The following is a 19406-nucleotide window of genomic DNA, read 5'->3' as shown; positions in this document are numbered from 1 at the left end:
AAGCTGATCACTCGGCGTCATTCGTGCACATCTCGTGCATGGGTGGCGCCGAGTTGGTGCAACATGCCGTGCACGACGTCGTCGTCGAGTCTGTAGGTCATCTTCTTGCCTTCGCGCTGAACGACAACCCATCCCTCGTTGCGAAGAAGGCGTAGTGCGTGCGAGACGGAGGTCGGCGTCATCTCCAGCGCCGACGCCAGGTCAGTGACACAAATACCTGGCGCCCTGTGCATGCACAGCAGAATGCGGAGCCGGGTCGGATCGCCCAACAGGTCGAAGCGTTGGACCCACACCCCGATGTCGTCGACTGCATCGATTGCGGCACGCGCCTGGGTGACGTGTTCGGGATCGAAGGCTCCGGCCCCCGGCGACGACATACCGCTGCCGGCCGTTTCACTCATGATCGCAACGGTAGTGCGTCGAGTCCGAGGAGTGTCATCGACGCGAGAACGCAGCGCAGACACGAGCGTTCGCCCCGCGCCGACAGTCCACCTGCAAGCTCATGTCGCGGCGTTTCCCAGAATTGCCGTGTCGACGATATTGGCGAGTCGAACTTTGCCTTGCGCAACAAGCTTTCCGGCTTCGTCGGATATGTCCACCTGCCAGATCTGCTGAGTGCGGCCCCGATGGACCGGCGTGGCAACGCCGGTGAGTTGTCCCGAACGCGTTGCGCGGAGGAAGTCCGTGTTGTTGTTGACGCCAACGACGTGTCCGCGGTCGCCGAGCCACACGCTTCCGCCGATGCTGGCAAGCGACTCGACCACGGCACAGAGAACCCCACCGTGCATGATCCCGGCTGGTTGGTGCAGCTTGGGTGTCACATCCCAGGAAGCACGGACTCGATCACCGGAGACCTCGAGATACTCGAGTCCCAGGGTGCCGTCGAAACCCTGGGCGACCATCTCGGTGATGTCGGTTGGATCGACATTCGTGTCATAGGTAGTTGTTTCCTTCGGTTCGGTCTGGCTCATCAGGCCCTCCTAGGGTGTCGTGGCCGCGCGTGGCGAGCGGCGTGTGATCTCACCAGGACTACACGAGACCCAGCCGAGAAAAATCGGCGGGCCCCACGTCCGAATGGATGTGGGGCCCGCCGCGGCAAGGACCGGGAGTCACTGCAGCCCTCAGGACTCCGGCGCGGTCCGTTAGTTCAACGTAAGCCTAGGCTATCCTTATTCGATCGGCAAGGGGTAATCACGAGGAGCGCAAGCGAAGTCGCCCGATCGATGCCGGACGAGAACGAACCGGAACACCGGCAGCAACGAAAGCGTCGAGAAGATCCTGACCGCGACGAGCACTCGATACTCCGAGCGATCCAGACAACATGGGCACGTGTGTCGATGCACCGAGCACTGCATCGCCCACCAACGACCAGAAGACCCGCAAGTTGAGGGGCGCACGATCAGCGATCGCCCGGGCAACTACATCGAGGGAAGTGATGCATCGGTGAGCCGTCCAGATCAGCAGTGCTTCCTCGCAGGGGAGAGTGACCGTCCCCGAAGCTCCATCGAGGCTGTCGCCGGGCAAGACTCTCAATACGGGTGAGGTAAGCCCTGCCCAGTCGATTCCGCCGTCGCTGTCCATGTGAATCCACAGATTGTCGATACCCGGATCCCACGCCCGCCCTTGAAGAACCAAAAGCGCGACGACGCGGCCCACGATTGCATGAATCAACGCGGTTGCCACCTGAACAGCTGCCACCTCGGGAGTCTTCACGTCATCGAGGGAGCGAGTGATCATCTGCTCTACTCGACCTCTTTCGAGGCCTGCTGCCAACTGCCACCAGCGACGCTTGGCCTCGTTTGCCATCGATGCAACCGCATACATGCGGGGATAGTCCGAGTTCAACGCACGAAGACCGACGCTGGCCGCGCCCAGTGGACCGACGTCGTCGCTGCACGTAAGCGAACGATGCACATCGGCCCAGGCATCGGACGTCTTTGTTGCAACTGACACCAGAACACTCCCTTGTTCGAAAGATACAACCCTTAGTGATTTGCATTGTAGGTTAGCCTAACCAATACCTCTGGTCGCCAGCGCGTCTTCATCATTTTTCGCCTGTACGGATTGGCTAGCCTTCCCGGACGCACGGATCGAGGAAGGGTTCCGTAACCTAAGCAGCGGTACTTCAAACAAAGTGAGGAGTCACAACAACTGTGACGACGGCCCCATCGCTCGGATCGAAAACTCCCCGTCAACCATCGGACGTCGAATTTTCGAGAGAGGAGATCCCACGCGGCCCTGCCCCGTGGTTTCTTCGCGTCGTGGCAGCGATCGTCGACCTTGCGATCGTGTTGCTACCTGTGGGCATCGGGTGGTCGATCGTCGATTCTCTCCGCGACGGTAATGGTGGTGGTGAGGCGGACAGGTTCGTCTTCGGAGCCATCTCGGTGATCGTTGCAATCGGGCTGCTGCTGTGGAATCAGGGTTTTCGCACCGGGCGCGACGGTCAGAGCACTGGCAGGCGATGGACCGGACTCGTAGTCCGCGACTCCTCGACCGGAAGACCGATCGGTGTCCGTCGGGGACTCTGCAGGCAGTTCGCTCTCGGCCGCTCGAGCACTGAGGTGGTACGCGACAAGACCGCATACGCCGAAAAGTTCGCACCCGTCACGCGCGACACCTCGGTGCAGGCCATCCGTAGACGTAGGCTGATCGGACTTCTCGTTCTGACCGTCGCGCTGGCAGCGGCGATTCTCGCGAGCATCGCCATCGGAGCGAGGCCGCTGACATTCGAGGAGATCGGCAATGCACTGGTGCATTCGACTGGCACCGATACCGACATCATCGTTCGTACTCTGCGCCTCCCGCGCACCCTCCTAGCGCTTGTCGTCGGAATCGCGCTCGGGATCGCCGGAGCCTTGATTCAAGGCCACACCAGGAACCCCCTGGCCGACGCCGGGTTGCTGGGTCTGAATGCCGGCGCAGCCTTCTTCGTCGTGCTCGCCATCTACCTGTTCGGATTCAACTCCCCCAGCCAGTATCTCTGGTTCGCCTTTGCCGGTTCGGCGCTAGCGAGCGTCGTGGTATTCGGGTTGTCCTCGATCGGGAATGGGAAGGCGAATCCGCTCAATCTTGCGCTCGCGGGTGCCGCGGTCGCGTTCTTCCTGGCAGCCATGACCAATGCAGTGGTGCTGATAGACCAAACAACCTTGGACGGTTACCGGTTCTGGTCGGTGGGCTCGGTTGCCGGCCGAGGGCTGGACGTCCTCTGGCAGGTTCTCCCGTTTCTCGTGCTCGGCGTGGTCATCGCTCTCGCCAGTACTCCGGGCCTCAACGTCATGAGCCTCGGCGAGGACGTCGCACGCTCGTTGGGTGTCAACATCGCACTCAGCAGAACTGTCGGCATCATCGCCATTACGCTGCTTACGGGTGCAGCGACGGCTGCGTGCGGACCGATCGCGTTCATCGGACTGGTAGTGCCACACGTTGCCCGCGTCGTCACCGGACCGGACTATCGATGGCTGGTCCCTTACGCAGGTTTGATGGGCGGCGTGATGCTTCTGATTGCAGATGTCATCGGACGCGTTGTCGTGCGCCCCGGCGAACTACAAGTGGGTATCGTCGTCGCACTGTTCGGCGCCCCGTTCTTCATTGCGCTGGTCCGTCGACGAAAGTTGGCGAGCCTGTGACCATAGTGAAATCGAATACCACGTCCGCGGAGGCAACGAGGCTGACAGTTCCGTCCAGGCCTGGATTCCGGATCGGTCGCTTATCGCTGGTACGGCGTCCCTTCATGGTCCTCGTCAATCTTGTTCTGTTGGCGGCATTGTTGTTGGTGGTGTGCTTCAACATCGGACGGGGAGACTTCCCCCTGTCGATAGGGCACGTCATCGACGTGCTGCTCGGTGGCGGCACCCGAATCGAACGATTCATCGTGATGGACTTACGATTGCCGCGCTCTCTTACCGGGGTGCTCGTCGGGATGGCACTCGGTATGTCCGGTGCTGTGACGCAATCCATTTCGCGAAACTCACTGGCAAGTCCAGATATTCTCGGTATCACCGCCGGCGCCAGCGCGGCAGCCGTCGCGCTCATCGTCCTCGGTGGCGGTAGCACCTTCGCCGGCATACTCGCGACCCTCGGGTTGCCGCTCGCTGCGCTCATCGGTGGAATCGCCACCGCGGTGGTCATTTACGCACTCGCATGGAAGCGCGGCGTCCAGGGATTTCGGTTGATACTCGTCGGCATCGCTATCAATGCCATGCTGACAGCGTCGATCGGATGGCTTCTCATCAGTGCCGACATAAACGACGTGTCCCGAGCTCAGCTGTGGCTCAACGGCTCGCTGAACGGTGCAGACTGGAGTTCGGTGTGGCCGGTCCTGGGCGCGGTACTCGTTGTCGGCGGCCTGACCGTCATGTCGACTTTCACCCTCGGCGCTCTCCGCCTCGGCGACGACAACGCCCGATCCCTCGGCGTGCGACTGCAATTGCGTCAGGCAACAATGCTTCTCGCTGCGGTAGCGCTCGCGGCCATCGCGACGGCCGCTGCCGGCCCCATCGGATTCGTGGCGTTGGCAGCCCCCCAGATCGCACTGCGGCTACTGAGAACACCCGGTCCGCCGATCATTGCGTCGGCGATCCTGGGTGGGTTACTCGTCGTCGGCAGCGATCTCATAGCGCGAACGATCCTGCCGGTAGAGCTTCCCGTCGGCATCGTGACCTCCGCACTCGGCGGACCGTTCCTTCTGTACCTTCTAGTCCGAAGTAATCGAAAGGCCTCCGCATGACCGCCACCGATCTGCCACGTCTCGTCGCGGAGGATCTCACCCTCGGATATGGAGACCGCATCGTCGTCGAGAATCTCGGCCTGGAGGTTCGGACCGGTGTGATCACCACGGTGATCGGTCCCAACGGGTGCGGCAAATCAACTTTGTTGCGCGCACTCGGCCGGTTGCTGAAACCGAAGTCGGGCAGGGTGGTCCTCGACGGAAAAGCGATCTCGTCGATGCGCACGAAGGACGTCGCGCGGGTCCTCGGGATGCTGCCTCAGGCACCGGTCGCGCCGGAAGGCTTGACTGTCGCCGACCTCGTCTCACGGGGTCGCCACCCCAATCAGTCCTGGATTCGACAGTGGAGCTCGGACGACGAGTCGGAGGTCGCGAACGCCCTCGAGCTGACCGGAGTCGGTGATCTGGCCGATCGTCCTGTCGACGAACTGTCCGGTGGTCAGCGCCAGCGGGCTTGGATTTCCATGGCACTTGCACAGGGCACGGACATTCTGCTGCTCGACGAACCAACCACTTACCTCGACCTCGCTCACTCGCTGGAGGTTCTCGACTTGATCGACCGACTCCACGAGGACCTGGGCCGCACCGTGATCATGGTGCTTCACGACCTCAACTTGGCCATTCGCTACAGCGACCAGATCATCGTCATGTCACAGGGCAAGATAGTCGAAGCGGGTCGCCCCCAGGACGTAATCTCCGAAAAGCTTCTACTCGACGTGTTCGGCCTCGAAGCGAGGGTGATCGAAGATCCGGTTTCCGATCGCCCCCTCATCGTTCCTATCGGTACTCGACACGTCTACGGCGCCGTAGGCGGCCCACACAGGGAAGCGGTCGTAACGACCTCGTTCTCCTCGGAGAGCTAACGCTCGATCATCGTTCGGACCAGTCGATAGCCCTGCCCCAGCGAGACTTCGGGGAGGTACGCCCGACCGACCGCATTTCCTATGCTCGGCAATGCCGCTGGATCGGCAAAGGTCATATGCATGGACTCGTACCTCGGCTGGAATTTCGATTTGAAGGCGAGCAGAGACCTGAATCCGTACACCGGTTCCAAGGTCCTGCCCAGCACGTCGAGCAAGCGGTCGAGCAGAGTCGAGAAGGTCGACGCATCGGCCGACGTTTCCGCGCCGCGGCCGTCGTCGATCTTGGCCAGGGGTGCACCGGACAGGCTCAAAAATCTCACACCCTCTTGCTCGAGGAGCAGAGCGGCCGATGCAATGAGGAATTCCATCGCAGGTCGAAAACCTTCAGCGCGGCGACGCATGAAATCGAGAGTCCAGCCGACGATCTCGCCGTTCTCGTATACCGGCATCCATGAGGTGATTCCGTGAACGGTCCGATGCTCGTCCACAGCGATCAGGCACCGGACGTGTGGATCGTCGACTTCTTCCAGGCCTCCGAGTGTGAAGCCCATTTCGGGCATCCCTTTATCGGCGACCCATTCCTCCGAGATCGCTGTGATCTGGTCGGTGATGGCAAGTGGAGCTTCGGGGAAGCTGATCCACTCCGCGACCACACCCGCCTTCTTTGCACGATTCAAGGCCGTCCGGACGTCTTGAAATCGTTTACCGGTGAATGCAAGATTCTCGAGGTCGAGAATTGTCTCCTCGCCGACCTGAATGCCACCCCACCCGATGCTGTCGGTGATCTCCCGCACCTGAGGTGTCACGGAGTAGAAGCACGGAATCCATCCGTTCTTCGAAGCAAACTCGGCGAAGTCGACGACGTTGTCGTGCAGTCTTTCTCGTGGCCCTACTGGATCGCCGGTGGTCAGGGCTACGCCGGAAATGACCCGATACGCAACATAGCTCCGCGCATCGGGTGAGAACCAGTACTTGTTGCCACGCCAGGTCGTCATCCACGACAGCGCGCTGCCACTGCTGGTTGTCAGCAATTCCTTGGCCCGTTCGGTGGCGTCGGTATCGACACCGTACGCAGGGGTGAGAAAGGTATTGAGGACGAGTACGCACAGTGCAGCCCAGAACACGACCCCGGTCCATTCGAAGAGCAACGTGGTCGGAATGCTCTCGGGCAAGAACCGTGGCTCGAGCCACTGGAGATACACCGGTGGCACCAACCTCTGCGGGAAGTCCGCGAGCAATCCGAGGATCGAAGGTTCGTTGTCGAATCCCCCGCGCGCCGCGAGGCCGCCCAGAACGTACAGAACAGCCAGACCCACTGCCGATCCGACGACGGCGAAGCCCCATGTGCGGTGCGTCCCCTTCGGCGCTGAGACGTCGAAGAACTTGCGCGTCAACAGTAGAAGAACGAGAACCGCAAGGGGCAGCAGGAACGGAACAATCGTGCGGTACGCCGTCGGCGACTCCAGACCGTAGAAGACCGACTCGTCGTCACCCGATTCCACGAATCTGATCGCAAAGTTGGCCACGGACAGGATCAACAGTACGATCTGGGCGAAAACTGTTGCGGTCCAAGCGAATTTCCGACCTCTCCGCAGCCCGTCTGCCAGAAACAGCAAGAAGATCGATGGCATCAGCGAGAGTATCGTCGGTCCCACTCCACCCAACCGCAACTCCAGAAGGCCGGTACGACATTCCGGATCCGTAGGTGAATCGGCACAGATTTCGCGCACCTCGGCGGCGGTGTACGGAACCCCACGCACGACGTCGCGTAACACCGCGAACGGGCCGACGGCGTCAGGACTCAATGCAGCTATGACCGGACCGAGCGCACTTGCAGCCACGATGAGCGCAACGAGCACACGACCTTCGCGCTGCGTGCCGGCGAGCCTCGGACCCCGCGCAGACCTCCCCACGATCACGGGACCGAGCAGCAATCCGACCACAGCGGACGCGAGGCGAATGACATCCTGCAAATGCCCACTGAACAGCGCCAGCGTGACCAACAACGCGAACAATCCCACGCGGATACGACGTCGCCACAAGGTGTCCATGCGAGCGCTTGCCACCATGACGACACCCACGATCCACGTCGTAGGCCCGATAGCGGTTCCGACATGCAGCCGAAAACCCCAGTCCGCGTCGAACATCTTGGCCAAGGCTGCGACTCCGAGGCCTAGCAATGCACCCAATACCTGAGTGAGTAATGCAGCTATTGCAAACTTGACCGAACCTATCCTCCGTTCGATCGGAGCGGCGGCCACCAGGATCGCAACGATCGCCACCACGTACCCAAGGACACCGGGCGCGACAAGCCCGGAAGTCAACGCTGTCCATACCCGGAACTCCTCGAACGGCATGATCCCGACGGCGAAGTCACGATGAATCATGTTGCGCCCGAGGCTCGCCCCGAGAATGCCGAATATCAAGACAGCGGTCAGCAATCCGAAGCTGACGGGCGCTCCCTTGGCACCGAATACGATCAGCGCCCGCAGTCGCACGAGTTGTCTTATCGCTTTGTGCCACGCGGTCACTGCTCGGAGTCGTCGCCGATCGAACCAAGACGGGGTCGCAGGAGTCGTGTCCGGTGCCGTCGCATCTTTGGATGGGACCTGTTGGTTTCCTTCGGAAATCTTGCTCACGAGATCAGTCCCACTCTCTGCATCAGCCACGGCAATTGCTCTTTGAGACCTTCGGACCAGACGGCGAAACTGTGACCACCCGGCACCTCGGAGTAACGGACATCCATTCCTGCTGCCTGAGCGGCTTCGTACACCGTCTTCTGTCCTGGTTTGTAGTCGTTGTCGTCCGCTCCGACGACGAATGCGCCAACAGAATCGGGAAACTGCCTCGTCTTCAGCAAATCCATCGGATTCACTGCTAGGAATGCGGCCTCGTTCCCCCCGAACACTTCGTTCACTGTTCGGTTTCGATCGCCGAGCGTCGGCTCGAGCTGGCCCGACAGATCGAGAAATGTCGGATAGACATCAGGAAAATTTGTTGCCATCTGAAGCGAGCACGTACCGCCGTACGACAATCCACCGATCGTCCAAGTGCGCGGGTTCGAATCGACTTGGAGTCCGGATGTGAACCAATCTGGTACGTCCTTGGCCAGGTACGTCGCAACGTTGCCGAGGGCCGAGTCCACGCAGAGCGGATTGGCAAGGGCCGACCCAGTGGCGTCCGCCACCACGACCACCGGTGCAAGACCGTCGTGATCGCGCGCAAATGCGTCCATCGTTTCGATCAGCTTGCCCCCGTTCAGCCAATCTTCGGGTTCCCCCGGTTGGCCGGCCAGGAGCACCAGAACCGGCAGCAGTGGGCGCGGATCGACAAAATAGGCCGGCGGCAGGTACACCTGTGCATCTCGCGCACTGAATCCCGAGGCAGTTGCCGGAATCGCCACCGAGGTCAGTTTGCCGGCAGTTGGCATGTCGGCCGGAGGACGCCAGGACGTGTCGAGTGGATCGCCGGTGACCACGCCGACTTCTGGACCGGGAAGATCCGCGAGGGAGATCCGATCGGCCGAATCGACCCCGAACACTGTGCCAACAGTGGGATACGCCGAGAACACCAGGTTTACTTGCGTGGACGCCGCAAGAACGACCAATAGCGCAGCGAGAATCGATGTCGCTCTACCCAACAATCCCGACGCCACCATGGTTCTGGGCACCACGAGCAGCAGTGCGGCAGTTCCGATCGCGATCCATAAGTAGATCTCGACCTCGATCGGATCCGGAAACGGCCGCCACACCTTTTCCACGACGTAATAGAGAGAAAACCCGAAGACCGATGCCACGACGAGTGCGATCGGTACTGCTCGCAGGAGATACCACCTGCGCCTCGACGCCAGTAGCCACAAGGCACCGAGGAGGCCGAGGATCGATACCAAGATCGGCGTGGTGCCGCTGATCAGCGAAAGAGACAAGATCGAGTGCACTCCGCCCCCTCCAGCACGTCGAAGACCGGACTCCGATGAAGTTCTGACACCACTGCAGAATAGGCATGTCGGGGTACGAAATTGGGACTGTCGATGAATTCGCCACGCAACAAGTTCGACCACGCTGCAATTCAGATCATAGATTTACTACATGGAGTAGTACGCATTTGTGTCGCACTACCCGTAGACTCGTCAGAATGGCAGGTCTAGGCGAACTCGAACGTGCAGTAATGGATCATCTGTGGGCTTCCACGGAGCCACAGACTGTTCGACAGGTGCACGAAGCGCTCGCCGCACATCGTGAACTGGCGTACACAACGGTGATGACCGTGCTCCAGCGGCTTGCCAAAAAGCAGCTGGTAGTTCAGCAGCGCGATGATCGCGCACACCGCTATGCCCCACTTCACAGCCGCGACGAGTTGGTTGCGAGCCTTATGGTGGACGCTCTAGCGCAAGCACCCAAGTCCGGTGGACGAGCAGCAGCATTGGTTCACTTCGTAGGCCAAGTGGGGGCAGACGAAGCAGCGGCCCTCCGAGAAGCGCTAGCGGCTCTGGAACTGGCACAATCGGATGTACATTCGACGTCACATGTCGGAGCGCCGCAATCCGATTGACCCCTGCCATCGGTTAGTGAGGACCATTGAACTCCACCACTGCGCTGGTTTTCGCGGTACTCGCACTACTTCTTGCAGGTCCCGTTCCTGCTGTGTTCTCTCGTGCAACATGGCCCTACCGCGCGCCGCGTGCAGCTCTTGTCCTATGGCAAGCGATTGCTATCGCTGCGGTGCTCTCGGCGTTCAGCTCGGGTCTGGCCATAGGTGGCCTGTTATTGGTCCCCGGTCCGGACGGCCGTCCAACCACAGCTCCGACTGACGAAATCGAAGCACTTGGCCTGCCACTGTGGATTCTGTACGTGGTGGTGCTGGCAATCACCCTGAGCATCGGTGCGAAACTGATGTTCTCCTTCGTCCAAGTATTCGTGCGAACACGGCGTCGGCGGGCACGCCATCGCATTCTGGTCGACCTGCTCGACCGCAGCAGCGACTCCGATCGGCCGTTCCCAGGCGTGCGAGACGCGGATGTACGTGTCCTCGATGCCGTAGAACCGATCGCTTATTGCCTACCAGGTCTTCGTCAACGGGTGGTGCTCAGCGAGGGCGTGTTGACCAATCTCAACAGGTTCGAGATCAAGGCAATCCTCAGTCACGAACGCTCACACCTACGTTCTCGTCACGATCTCGTCCTCGAGGCGTTCACGGCAGTCAACGAGGCTTTTCCACGCATCGTCCGAAGTCGATCCGCTCTCGGTAGCGTGCAGTTGCTCGTCGAACTGCTGGCCGACGACTCTGCCGTCAAGGTCACCGGGCCGACACCGCTGGCTCGGGCACTCGTGACGTGTGCCGGATCGACCGCTCCGCGTGGTGCACTTGCGGCAGGCGGCCCGAGCACCCTGATCAGAGTGCGACGTCTCGGTGGTCCTCGTACCGATATCCGCATCAGCATTTCGGCGTACCTTGCCGCCGCGATCATTTTGGTTCTGCCGACTATTTTCGTCGCGATGCCGTGGCTCGACGAGCTCGGTCGGCTACTCGGCTCGAGTTAGCCGTGTCGTTCGCTCTCGGGAGTAGGACAGCTCACATATTTCGAGTCGATGAATCGAAGACCGGTCGCGTACAGTAGTCCTAGGTCGCCATCGCGGCCTAGTAATTCGATAAGGCACAAACAGCCCCACTCTGCGCGAAGATCAACTGCGCAAGGATGGCCAGGTGACAGTGCCCTGGCTCGTCTCTATGTGATCTAGCTGTTTTATGTGCCCTTCTCCTGCGGGTCTTTCTCAGCTGTGGCTTCGTGGCGTGCCCGTAATCCGGAGAGGTTCAACTGCGTGACTCACGCTGTTTCGACTAGTACACCAACAACACCCACCGCAGAAGAAGTACCGACCACGGTCGTCACCTTCGCCGAGCTCGGACTCCCCGAGGCGGTAGTGGCCGCTTTGGCCCGCAACTCCATCACCGTGCCTTCGCCGATTCAGGCCAAAGCACTCCCCGATGCGATTGCCGGGAAGAATGTCCTCGGACGTGCACAGACCGGCTCGGGCAAGACCCTGGCCTTCGGTCTACCAATTCTTGCTCGCCTCGCACAGCACACAGACAGGCCAGCCGCCAAGCGTCCTCGTGCGCTGGTGCTGGTTCCGACCCGTGAGCTTGCTTTCCAGGTCGTGGACTCCCTGCTCCCCTACGCCAATGCGCAGGGTCTTCGGTTGCTTGCTGCGGTTGGCGGCACGCCGTTCAACAAGCAGGTCGAGCAGCTTCGCCGAGGAGTCGATGTTCTCGTCGCGACACCAGGGCGTCTTGCCGATCACCTACGCCAGAGCACCTGTATTCTCGACTCGATCGAGATCACTGCCCTCGACGAAGCCGACCAGATGGCCGACATGGGATTCCTTCCCGAGGTGCGTGCCGTTCTGGCGGACACTCCGGCCGATGGACAGCGAATGCTGTTCTCCGCCACCCTCGATCGTGAAGTCCAGTCACTCGTTCGCCAGTTCCTTCCTGATCACGTCGAGCACTCGACGCAGGACGGCAAGGCCAGCGTCAACACGATGGATCACTACATGCTGATGGTCGATCGCGGCCAAAAGGATGTAGTTCTCTCCGAGATCGGTGCGCGCGAGGGCAGGACGATCATGTTCGCTCGGACCAAACTTGGATGCGACGGCATCACCGACCGCCTCCGCGCTCTTGGCATCGCCGCAGAGTCTCTCCACGGCGGCAAGGCCCAGAACCAGCGCACCCGCGTCCTCGAGCGATTCAAGGCCGGGCGCACGCCTGTTCTGGTCGCAACGGACGTCGCGGCCCGTGGAATTCACGTCGACGGAATCGATCTGGTCGTTCACGTCGATCCGCCCGCAGATCACAAGGACTACCTTCACCGCGCGGGCCGTACCGCCCGTGCAGGCGAAAAGGGCACAGTCGTTGCGATCGTCCTGCCGAACCAGCGTCGACAGGTTCAGCGTCTGACCGGAATGGCTGGAGTCAAGGCAACTTCGGTCAACGTCGCACCAGGCTCGGCCGAGCTCAACAGCATTACCGGAGCGAAGAAGCCCACGGGCGACCCATTGCGCGCCGAAAGCAGTGCGCCGAGGGACCGGCGCGACAGCCGCCCTCGCTCGGGTGGCTACCAGGGCGATCGGTCGAGTTCGGGCGGCTACCAGGGCGACCGACCCCGCACCGGCGGATACCAGGGCGACCGACCCCGCACCGGCGGCTACCAGGGCGACCGACCCCGCACCGGCGGATACCAGGGCGACCGACCCCGCACCGGCGGATACCAGGGCGACCGACCGAGTTCGGGCGGCTACCAAGGTGACCGACCCCGCACCGGCGGCTACCAGGGCGACCGACCGAGTTCGGGCGGCTACCAGGGCGACCGCCCCCGCACGCAGTCGACATTCGTCTGCGAAGAGTCGAAGACAAGCGGATTTCGTAGCCGCACCGATCGCCGCTCGTACGACGGCTTCGATGGGCCTGCGCGCGATCACTGATAGTTGATCGGTTCAGTTCAGTCGACGGTTCAGTTCATTCGATAATGGAGGGCACTGCTTCGCAAGAAGCAGTGCCCTCCATTTTTGGTTGCTGCACCCGTCTGAGCTCTGTCGGGCACCAAATTTCGCTGACTCGATCGACGCGATGCGCGTGCCTGGCTTTCGTTTGTGCGCTCGGCAAGGAAAGCTGTACTCATGACCTCAGCAGTGGACTCGTCAGAACTCGCCCAGATCGGTGTCACCGGCCTTGCAGTGATGGGCTCGAACATCGCCAGGAACTTCGCGCATCACGGACACACGGTTGCGCTTCACAATCGCAGCATTTCCAAAACGGATGCACTCATCGAAGCGCACGGTAGCGAAGGCAAGTTCATTCGCACTGAGACGATCGAAGAATTCGTCGCCGCACTGCAGAAGCCTCGCCGAGTCTTGATCATGGTCAAAGCCGGTGAGCCGACCGACGCTGTGATCGAAGAACTTGCCGGTGCCATGGAACAGGGCGACATCATCATCGACGGCGGAAACGCACTATATACAGACACGATCAGACGCGAAGCTTCACTGAAGGAGCGTGGACTGCTGTTCGTCGGCGCGGGAATCTCCGGTGGCGAAGAAGGCGCACTCAACGGTCCGTCGATCATGCCCGGTGGTCCAGTCGAGTCCTACAAGGCACTCGGCCCGCTCCTCGAATCCATTGCGGCACAGGTCGATGGAACACCGTGTTGCACGCACATCGGCCCGGACGGTTCCGGGCACTTCGTCAAGATGGTGCACAACGGCATCGAGTACGCCGACATGCAGTTGATCGGCGAGGCGTACAACCTTTTCCGTGACGCGCTGGACTACTCACCCGCCCAGGTTGCGGACGTATTCACCGAGTGGAACAAGGGTGACCTCGAAAGCTACCTCGTCGAGATCACAGCAGAGGTCCTTCGACAGGTCGACGCGAAAACAGGCCAGCCGTTGGTCGACGTCATCGTCGACGCAGCCGAGCAGAAGGGCACCGGCCGGTGGACGGTCAAGGCCGCTCTCGACCTCGGTGTGCCGGTGACCGGGATCGCCGAAGCCGTGTTTGCACGCGCACTCTCCGGCTCGCGCGCGCAGCGCGAGGCGGCTGTCGGGTTGGCGTCGGGCGTACTCGCAGACAAGCCGACTGATGCCGAGCAGTTCACGCACGACATCAGTCGGGCGTTGTACGCGTCCAAGATCGTTGCGTACGCGCAGGGTTTCGATCAGATCGCGGCTGGCAGCACCGAGTACGACTGGAACCTCCACCCGGGTGATCTCGCCACGATCTGGCGCGGAGGCTGCATCATCCGTGCGCGCTTCCTCAACCGAATCAAAGATGCGTACGAAGACAATTCCTCGCTTCCGAGCTTGATTCTCGCGCCGTACTTCCGTGACGCGATCGAAGACGCAATCGACAGCTGGCGTCGAGTCGTCATCACCGCGGCGTCACTCGGCATTCCGGTGCCCGCGTTCGCCTCTTCTCTGGCGTATTACGACGCACTTCGCGCCGAGCGGCTCCCCGCCGCATTGACGCAGGGCCAGCGAGATTTCTTCGGCGCGCACACCTACGAGCGCATCGATTCCGAGGGCAAGTTCCACACGCTCTGGAGCGGTGACCGAAGCGAAGTTCAAGCCTGAATCAAACCGAACACGGCCGTAGGGTGCGATGGCAACCACTTGTCGATGGTTGCCATCGCACCGTCGCCCAACATGATCCGAATGTCGGATTCAGTCGTACAGACCCCAGCCCAACGGTGTTCCGAGGATGGGTTGCACGATCGTCGACGACACGTCGCCTTCCCATGGCAAGTCCCCCTGGGAGTCACGCCACACGGCCTGGACCGCGCGGATCCGATCTGATCGGTACACCTCCGAGGCCATGAGGAGCCACTCGTCGCAGTACGTCACGTCGACGAAGTGGAATTCGAAACCAGCTGCCGTGCACTCCATGCCGGACTCGAACGCCCGACCTCCGAGTATCACCCGCCTCGCCAGCGTGTTCAACGCGGCGGCAGATTCCCCGGGTGATCGCCCCGTCACGATCAACTCGGGGTGTCCGAGGGCCGTCAAACCGACTGTGTAGCAGAAAGCCGGTTCGATCACCCCAGCATTGTCCGGATCGAAGTTCGAATTCACCTCCGAATTTACATACTGCAAAGCCCAGCCGTGGCGGTCCACCAGGCCGTGCACGTTTCGCACGTAGTCCGCCATCGACTGCCCGTCACACATCGCACACATAGCTCCCCCAAGCTTGTCGAGATCCAGCAGCGAACAAGCCGGCCGGATCTACTGCATCGAACGTATGTTCGTATCGAGAATGATTGCCTATGGCACCGACAGAAACTCCCCGGGCGGTACTGTTCTGCTATGCCCCGTTCCGAAACGTCGTTCGCCGATTTGGGGCTCCGACCTGTCCTGGTCCACGCTCTGCGTCGGATCGGTATCGATGTTCCTTTCGACATTCAGACGGCAGCGATCCCCGACGCCCTTGCCGGACAAGACATTCTCGGTCGCGCTCCGACCGGATCAGGGAAGACCCTTGCCTTCGGATTGCCGATGCTCCAGCGACTGTCGGGTGCGAGCAGCCGACCGAAGTGTCCCCGCGGGTTGGTACTGGTCCCGACACGCGAGCTGGCCTTGCAAATCGAACGGGCGCTGGAGGAACCGGCACTCGCGTTGGGCGTCCGAGTAATGGGAATCGTCGGCGGGGTGCCGATCAAGCGCCAATCCGAACGCCTCATGCGCGGTGTCGACGTCGTTGTGGCTACCCCAGGACGTCTCGAAGATCTCATCCAGCACGCTGCTGTCTCGCTCGCAGACATCGACATCACCGTGGTGGACGAAGCTGACCGGATGGCCGATCTCGGCTTTCTGCCCCAGGTGCGAAAGCTTGTGGACCGCACCCCGAGAGGTGGACAGCGCATGCTGTTCTCAGCGACCCTCGATGGAGATGTCGACGACCTGGTGCAGCGGTACTTCGACTCCCCCGCTATTCACTCCGCCGAGCCACCCCCACTCGCCCAGGCGACAATGCGGCACCTCTTCTTCCGAGTGGCCGACACCGACAAGAATTCGATTGCACTGCGAATCGCGGCGCGAACAGGGCGAACTATGATCTTTCTGCGCACCAAGCATGCAGTGGATCGATTCACCGCGTCCCTGCGCGAAGTGGGCGTGCCTGCACTGGCCTTGCACGGTGACAAATCTCAGGCCAATCGAACGAGAACTCTCGCTGCATTCGCGGATGGTTCCGTTCCTGTCCTGGTCGCCACCGACGTCGCGGCCCGCGGCCTGCACGTCGACGGAATCACCTTGGTCGTGCACGTGGACCCGCCGGCCGATGCGAAGGATTACACGCATCGCGCCGGACGTACGGCGCGTGCAGGCGAGATCGGCACCGTCGTCACGCTTGTCACCGAAAGCCAAAAATCGCACGTCGCGACGCTTGCAGCCGAGGCTGGAATCATGGCCGAGTTCACCGATGTGACGGCGTCGAGTCCAGCACTGTCCAAAGCCACGGGTGCGCAGGCACCTCCGGGATCACCGATCGTCGAAGTGACACCGACAGTCGACCAGAGCGGGCGCACACGCGAGGTCGATCGCCGAAAACGCTCGGCGCCTCGGCGTACCCGGGACAAGCCAGGTCGATCGGGTCGACGATGAACGGACTTCCGATATTGTCGATCGTGCTGGCACTGATTGCCGCCTTCCTGTTCGCTTGCGCATCGGTCGCCCAACAAAGTGCCGCCGCAGCTGTGCCCGAGGGCCAATCGCTGATCACCACGCTCCTCCGAAGCCCACGGTGGTGGGCCGGTCTCTGCGGCGACGTCGGGGGTTACGGATTTCAGGTTGCCGCACTGTGGGCCGGCTCGGTCCTCATCGTGCAACCGTTGATCGTCTCCATGCTGTTGTTCGCATTGCCTCTGTCGGCCAAATTCGCCGGCTACCGGATGACCCGTTCGTCATGGGTCTGGGCGGTGGCGCTGGCGATAGCTCTCATCGTGTTCATCGTCGTCGGTGACCCGACGGAGGGAAACTCCGATGCGCCGTTCTCCGAGTGGATGATTCCGTTGGCTATTGCATCGGGCCTCGTGTTGGCCGCCACACTTGCTGGATTGTTGTCGACCAACCCGGGTTGGCGGGCCCTGCTTCTGGGCGCGGCCGGAGGCTTGCTCTTCGGGATGGCCGTGGCGTTGACGAAGTACGTCACCGATCTTCTAGGAACCGATCTTGCCAAAGCAGTTACTGCCTGGCAGACGTACGCACTCGTCGGGTGCGGAATCCTCGGCTTCTACCTCCAGCAGCGCGCCTTTCAGTCCGGCCCGTTGTCTGCTTCACTTCCGGCTATCACCATCGGAGAACCTTTCGGAGCCGCGTTTCTCGGAATCACCGTCCTGGACGAACGCATTCGCGACGACGCGTTCTCCTTGGTGGTCATAGCGGTCTGCGTGACAGTGATGGTCGTTGCAACAGTTGCCCTCTCGCGAGCGCAAGCAAAGGTCACCGGACACCCTGTTGCGCAATAACGGGTACGCTGACCCAACGTGCAGTTCCTCGATGGCCAACATCCGCCCCATGACCTGACGTACGACGATGTTTTCCTCGTCCCGAACCGAACCGATGTCACTTCCAGATTCGATGTCGATCTCTCCACAGTCGACGGATCCGGCACGACCATCCCTATCGTCGTCTCGAACATGACCGCCGTCTCGGGCCGCAGAATGGCCGAAACTGTTGCTCGCAGGGGTGGCATTGCCGTTCTTCCTCAGGATCTACCGACCGCAGCCGTGGCCGAGACCGTCGCGTTCGTCAAGAGCCGGGATCTGATCGCAGACACTCCGGTCGTACTCGGGCCGGATGCGTCGGTGTCGGACGCCCTCGCTTTGATGCACAAGAGGGCCCACGGCGCGGTAGTCGTCGTGGAAGGCGGCCGACCCATCGGCGTCGTCACCGAGTCGACCTGCGCGGATGTCGACCGGTTCGCCAGACTGCAATCGGTCGCCGCGACGGACTTCGTCACGGTGCCGTCCGACGCGTCCCCTCGAGCGATCTTCGATGCGTTGGACGCCGCTCATGAGGGACTTGCCGTTCTGATCGAACCGGATGGGGCACTCGCCGGTGTCCTGACGCGCACCGGGGCAATCCGTACCGGCATCTACGCGCCTGCTCTGGACAGTTCAAGGCGGCTGCGCGTCGCGGCCGCTGTCGGAATCAACGGCGATGTCGCGGCGAAGGCTCAGGCGCTCGTCGAGGCGGGCGCTGACCTACTCGTGATCGACACTGCCCACGGTCACCAGAAGAAGATGCTCGACGCTTTGGCTTCGGTCCGGTCCCTCGATCTCGGTGTTCCACTCGCGGCAGGCAATGTCGTTTCCGCTACAGCCACTCGAGATCTCGTGGCCGCCGGCGCGAACATCGTCAAGGTCGGCGTCGGGCCCGGGGCGATGTGCACGACCCGGATGATGACCGGAGTCGGCCGACCACAGTTCTCGGCCGTCGCCGAGTGTTCGGCGGCTGCCGCCGAATTGGGTGCCTCGGTGTGGGCCGACGGCGGGGTTCGCCATCCGCGAGATGTCGCGCTTGCGTTGGCAGCGGGTGCGGCGAACGTGATGATCGGGTCATGGTTCGCCGGTACTTACGAGTCACCGGGCGATCTTCGGGTCGATTCAGCGGGCAACGCGTACAAGGAGAGCTTCGGAATGGCGTCCAAGCGCGCCGTCGCTGCACGCACGTTGGCCGACAGTGCGTTCGATCGAGCTAGGAAGGCACTGTTCGAAGAGGGAATCTCCAGTTCGCGAATGCGCTTGGACCCGGATCGCCCCGGCGTCGAGGATCTCATCGACTACATCTGTTCCGGAGTTCGAAGTACATGTACCTATGCAGGTGCCCGCACCCTTCCCGAACTTCATGAGCGCGCCGTGCTCGGTGTGCAGTCGGCGGCCGGTTTCGCCGAAGGTCGCCCGCTTCCATCCGGGTGGTGACCTGTGACGGCGGTCGGTCCGGCCCAGGATCCAATCTCCTGCCCGACTGCCGGTAGAATGATGGCTCACGCTTACAACTCACTTCCGCCGATCGATTCGTAGCGGAACAACAGAAGGGAACCAGGTGCCTGAGGCACCCGTCATCACCAGCACCGAGACTGCGCCGACCGAGTCCGGTGACGAGGGCTCCACTTCGGAGGGCTCCTCTATCGAGCCGGGAGACAAACCCGGCGGACCACCATCGTTCCAGCTAGCTCCACACCGCGGCGGGGTTGTATCCGGCCGCGTCTCTGTTGCTTCCGGTCAGGGCGCGATGCTCCTCTCGGAACTTCGGCGGCGGTAG

The 19406-nt window shown here is 61.7% G+C and carries 17 protein-coding genes; 11 read left to right on the top strand and 6 right to left on the bottom strand.

Annotation, left to right across the window (positions count from 1 at the left end; translation table 11 throughout):
- Window positions 1–17: 17 nt before the first annotated feature.
- The 3 genes from QMK32_RS17410 to QMK32_RS17400 all read right to left on the bottom strand — a co-directional run bounded on the left by QMK32_RS17410 (window position 18) and on the right by QMK32_RS17400 (window position 1953).
- On the bottom strand, window positions 18–401 hold the full coding sequence (locus tag QMK32_RS17410) for an ArsR/SmtB family transcription factor (protein WP_283476387.1): 384 nt from the start codon (window positions 399–401) through the stop codon (window positions 18–20).
- Between the two features lie 99 nt (window positions 402–500).
- Window positions 501–902 (bottom strand): PaaI family thioesterase, encoded by a 402-nt coding sequence (locus tag QMK32_RS17405; protein WP_269306090.1) that lies wholly within the window; start codon window positions 900–902, stop codon window positions 501–503.
- A 289-nt stretch (window positions 903–1191) separates the two neighbouring features.
- Window positions 1192–1953 carry a hypothetical protein gene (locus QMK32_RS17400; RefSeq protein WP_502943665.1) on the bottom strand — a complete coding sequence of 254 codons (762 nt, stop codon included), beginning with the start codon at window positions 1951–1953 and terminating at the stop codon, window positions 1192–1194.
- A 200-nt stretch (window positions 1954–2153) separates the two neighbouring features.
- Between QMK32_RS17400 and QMK32_RS17395 the strand changes: the two genes are divergently transcribed.
- The 3 genes from QMK32_RS17395 (at window position 2154) to QMK32_RS17385 (ending at window position 5592) form a co-directional block, all read left to right on the top strand.
- The gene (locus QMK32_RS17395; RefSeq protein ID WP_283476386.1) at window positions 2154–3629 is read left to right on the top strand and encodes an iron chelate uptake ABC transporter family permease subunit; all 1476 of its coding nucleotides are present in this window, start codon (window positions 2154–2156) and stop codon (window positions 3627–3629) included.
- 104 nt (window positions 3630–3733) lie between these two features.
- Entirely contained in the window at window positions 3734–4729 is a 996-nt protein-coding gene (locus QMK32_RS17390) for a FecCD family ABC transporter permease (RefSeq protein ID WP_502943663.1), read from the top strand.
- Window positions 4726–5592, top strand: coding sequence for an ABC transporter ATP-binding protein (locus QMK32_RS17385; RefSeq protein WP_269305895.1), 867 nt, complete (start codon window positions 4726–4728; stop codon window positions 5590–5592). The genes QMK32_RS17390 and QMK32_RS17385 overlap by 4 nt, the downstream gene beginning before the upstream one ends.
- On the opposite strand, the gene QMK32_RS17380 is transcribed toward QMK32_RS17385, so the two are convergent.
- A complete protein-coding gene (locus QMK32_RS17380; protein WP_283476428.1) occupies window positions 5589–8123 on the bottom strand; it encodes a bifunctional lysylphosphatidylglycerol flippase/synthetase MprF in 2535 nt (844 codons plus the stop codon). The genes QMK32_RS17385 and QMK32_RS17380 overlap by 4 nt on opposite strands.
- A 104-nt stretch (window positions 8124–8227) precedes the next feature.
- Complete coding sequence (locus QMK32_RS17375; protein ID WP_283476384.1) at window positions 8228–9529, bottom strand: alpha/beta hydrolase; 1302 nt, start codon at window positions 9527–9529, stop codon at window positions 8228–8230.
- 197 nt (window positions 9530–9726) lie between these two features.
- Here QMK32_RS17375 and QMK32_RS17370 point away from each other — a divergent pair, with 197 nt between their 5' ends.
- The 4 genes from QMK32_RS17370 (at window position 9727) to gnd (ending at window position 14720) form a co-directional block, all read left to right on the top strand.
- On the top strand, window positions 9727–10143 hold the full coding sequence (locus QMK32_RS17370; protein ID WP_269305897.1) for a BlaI/MecI/CopY family transcriptional regulator: 417 nt from the start codon (window positions 9727–9729) through the stop codon (window positions 10141–10143).
- 26 nt (window positions 10144–10169) lie between these two features.
- Window positions 10170–11132: a M56 family metallopeptidase gene (locus tag QMK32_RS17365; protein ID WP_269305898.1), complete on the top strand. Its 963-nt coding sequence runs from the start codon at window positions 10170–10172 to the stop codon at window positions 11130–11132.
- A gap of 279 nt (window positions 11133–11411) precedes the next feature.
- Window positions 11412–13073 carry a DEAD/DEAH box helicase gene (locus QMK32_RS17360; protein WP_502943662.1) on the top strand — a complete coding sequence of 554 codons (1662 nt, stop codon included), beginning with the start codon at window positions 11412–11414 and terminating at the stop codon, window positions 13071–13073.
- 195 nt (window positions 13074–13268) lie between these two features.
- On the top strand, window positions 13269–14720 hold the full coding sequence (gene gnd, locus QMK32_RS17355; protein WP_283476380.1) for an NADP-dependent phosphogluconate dehydrogenase: 1452 nt from the start codon (window positions 13269–13271) through the stop codon (window positions 14718–14720).
- A 90-nt stretch (window positions 14721–14810) separates the two neighbouring features.
- On the opposite strand, the gene QMK32_RS17350 is transcribed toward gnd, so the two are convergent.
- Window positions 14811–15311, bottom strand: coding sequence for a DUF4262 domain-containing protein (locus QMK32_RS17350; RefSeq protein ID WP_283476379.1), 501 nt, complete (start codon window positions 15309–15311; stop codon window positions 14811–14813).
- 138 nt (window positions 15312–15449) lie between these two features.
- Here QMK32_RS17350 and QMK32_RS17345 point away from each other — a divergent pair, with 138 nt between their 5' ends.
- From QMK32_RS17345 to QMK32_RS17330, 4 genes are all read left to right on the top strand, one after another.
- Window positions 15450–16745: a DEAD/DEAH box helicase gene (locus QMK32_RS17345; protein WP_283476378.1), complete on the top strand. Its 1296-nt coding sequence runs from the start codon at window positions 15450–15452 to the stop codon at window positions 16743–16745.
- The gene (locus QMK32_RS17340) at window positions 16742–17608 is read left to right on the top strand and encodes a DMT family transporter (RefSeq protein WP_283476377.1); all 867 of its coding nucleotides are present in this window, start codon (window positions 16742–16744) and stop codon (window positions 17606–17608) included. The genes QMK32_RS17345 and QMK32_RS17340 overlap by 4 nt, the downstream gene beginning before the upstream one ends.
- Window positions 17609–17626: 18 nt before the next feature.
- Window positions 17627–19063 carry a GuaB1 family IMP dehydrogenase-related protein gene (locus tag QMK32_RS17335; protein WP_283476376.1) on the top strand — a complete coding sequence of 479 codons (1437 nt, stop codon included), beginning with the start codon at window positions 17627–17629 and terminating at the stop codon, window positions 19061–19063.
- A 124-nt stretch (window positions 19064–19187) separates the two neighbouring features.
- The gene (locus QMK32_RS17330) at window positions 19188–19406 is read left to right on the top strand and encodes a hypothetical protein (protein ID WP_269305904.1); all 219 of its coding nucleotides are present in this window, start codon (window positions 19188–19190) and stop codon (window positions 19404–19406) included.

The sequence above is a fragment of the Rhodococcus sp. H29-C3 genome, assembly GCF_030063405.1.
Lineage (GTDB): Bacteria > Actinomycetota > Actinomycetes > Mycobacteriales > Mycobacteriaceae > Rhodococcoides.
This window is presented reverse-complemented; position numbering and strand designations above follow the sequence as displayed.

Coding starts and splice junctions, on each gene's coding strand:
- QMK32_RS17370 (WP_269305897.1), top strand. CDS start 9,727: ATGGCAGGTCTAGGCGAACTCGAACGTGCAGTAATGGATCATCTGTGG.
- QMK32_RS17350 (WP_283476379.1), bottom strand. CDS start 15,311: ATGTGTGACGGGCAGTCGATGGCGGACTACGTGCGAAACGTGCACGGC.
- gnd (WP_283476380.1), top strand. CDS start 13,269: ATGACCTCAGCAGTGGACTCGTCAGAACTCGCCCAGATCGGTGTCACC.
- QMK32_RS17340 (WP_283476377.1), top strand. CDS start 16,742: ATGAACGGACTTCCGATATTGTCGATCGTGCTGGCACTGATTGCCGCC.
- QMK32_RS17385 (WP_269305895.1), top strand. CDS start 4,726: ATGACCGCCACCGATCTGCCACGTCTCGTCGCGGAGGATCTCACCCTC.
- QMK32_RS17345 (WP_283476378.1), top strand. CDS start 15,450: ATGCCCCGTTCCGAAACGTCGTTCGCCGATTTGGGGCTCCGACCTGTC.
- QMK32_RS17390 (WP_502943663.1), top strand. CDS start 3,734: ATGGTCCTCGTCAATCTTGTTCTGTTGGCGGCATTGTTGTTGGTGGTG.
- QMK32_RS17405 (WP_269306090.1), bottom strand. CDS start 902: ATGGTCGCCCAGGGTTTCGACGGCACCCTGGGACTCGAGTATCTCGAG.
- QMK32_RS17410 (WP_283476387.1), bottom strand. CDS start 401: ATGAGTGAAACGGCCGGCAGCGGTATGTCGTCGCCGGGGGCCGGAGCC.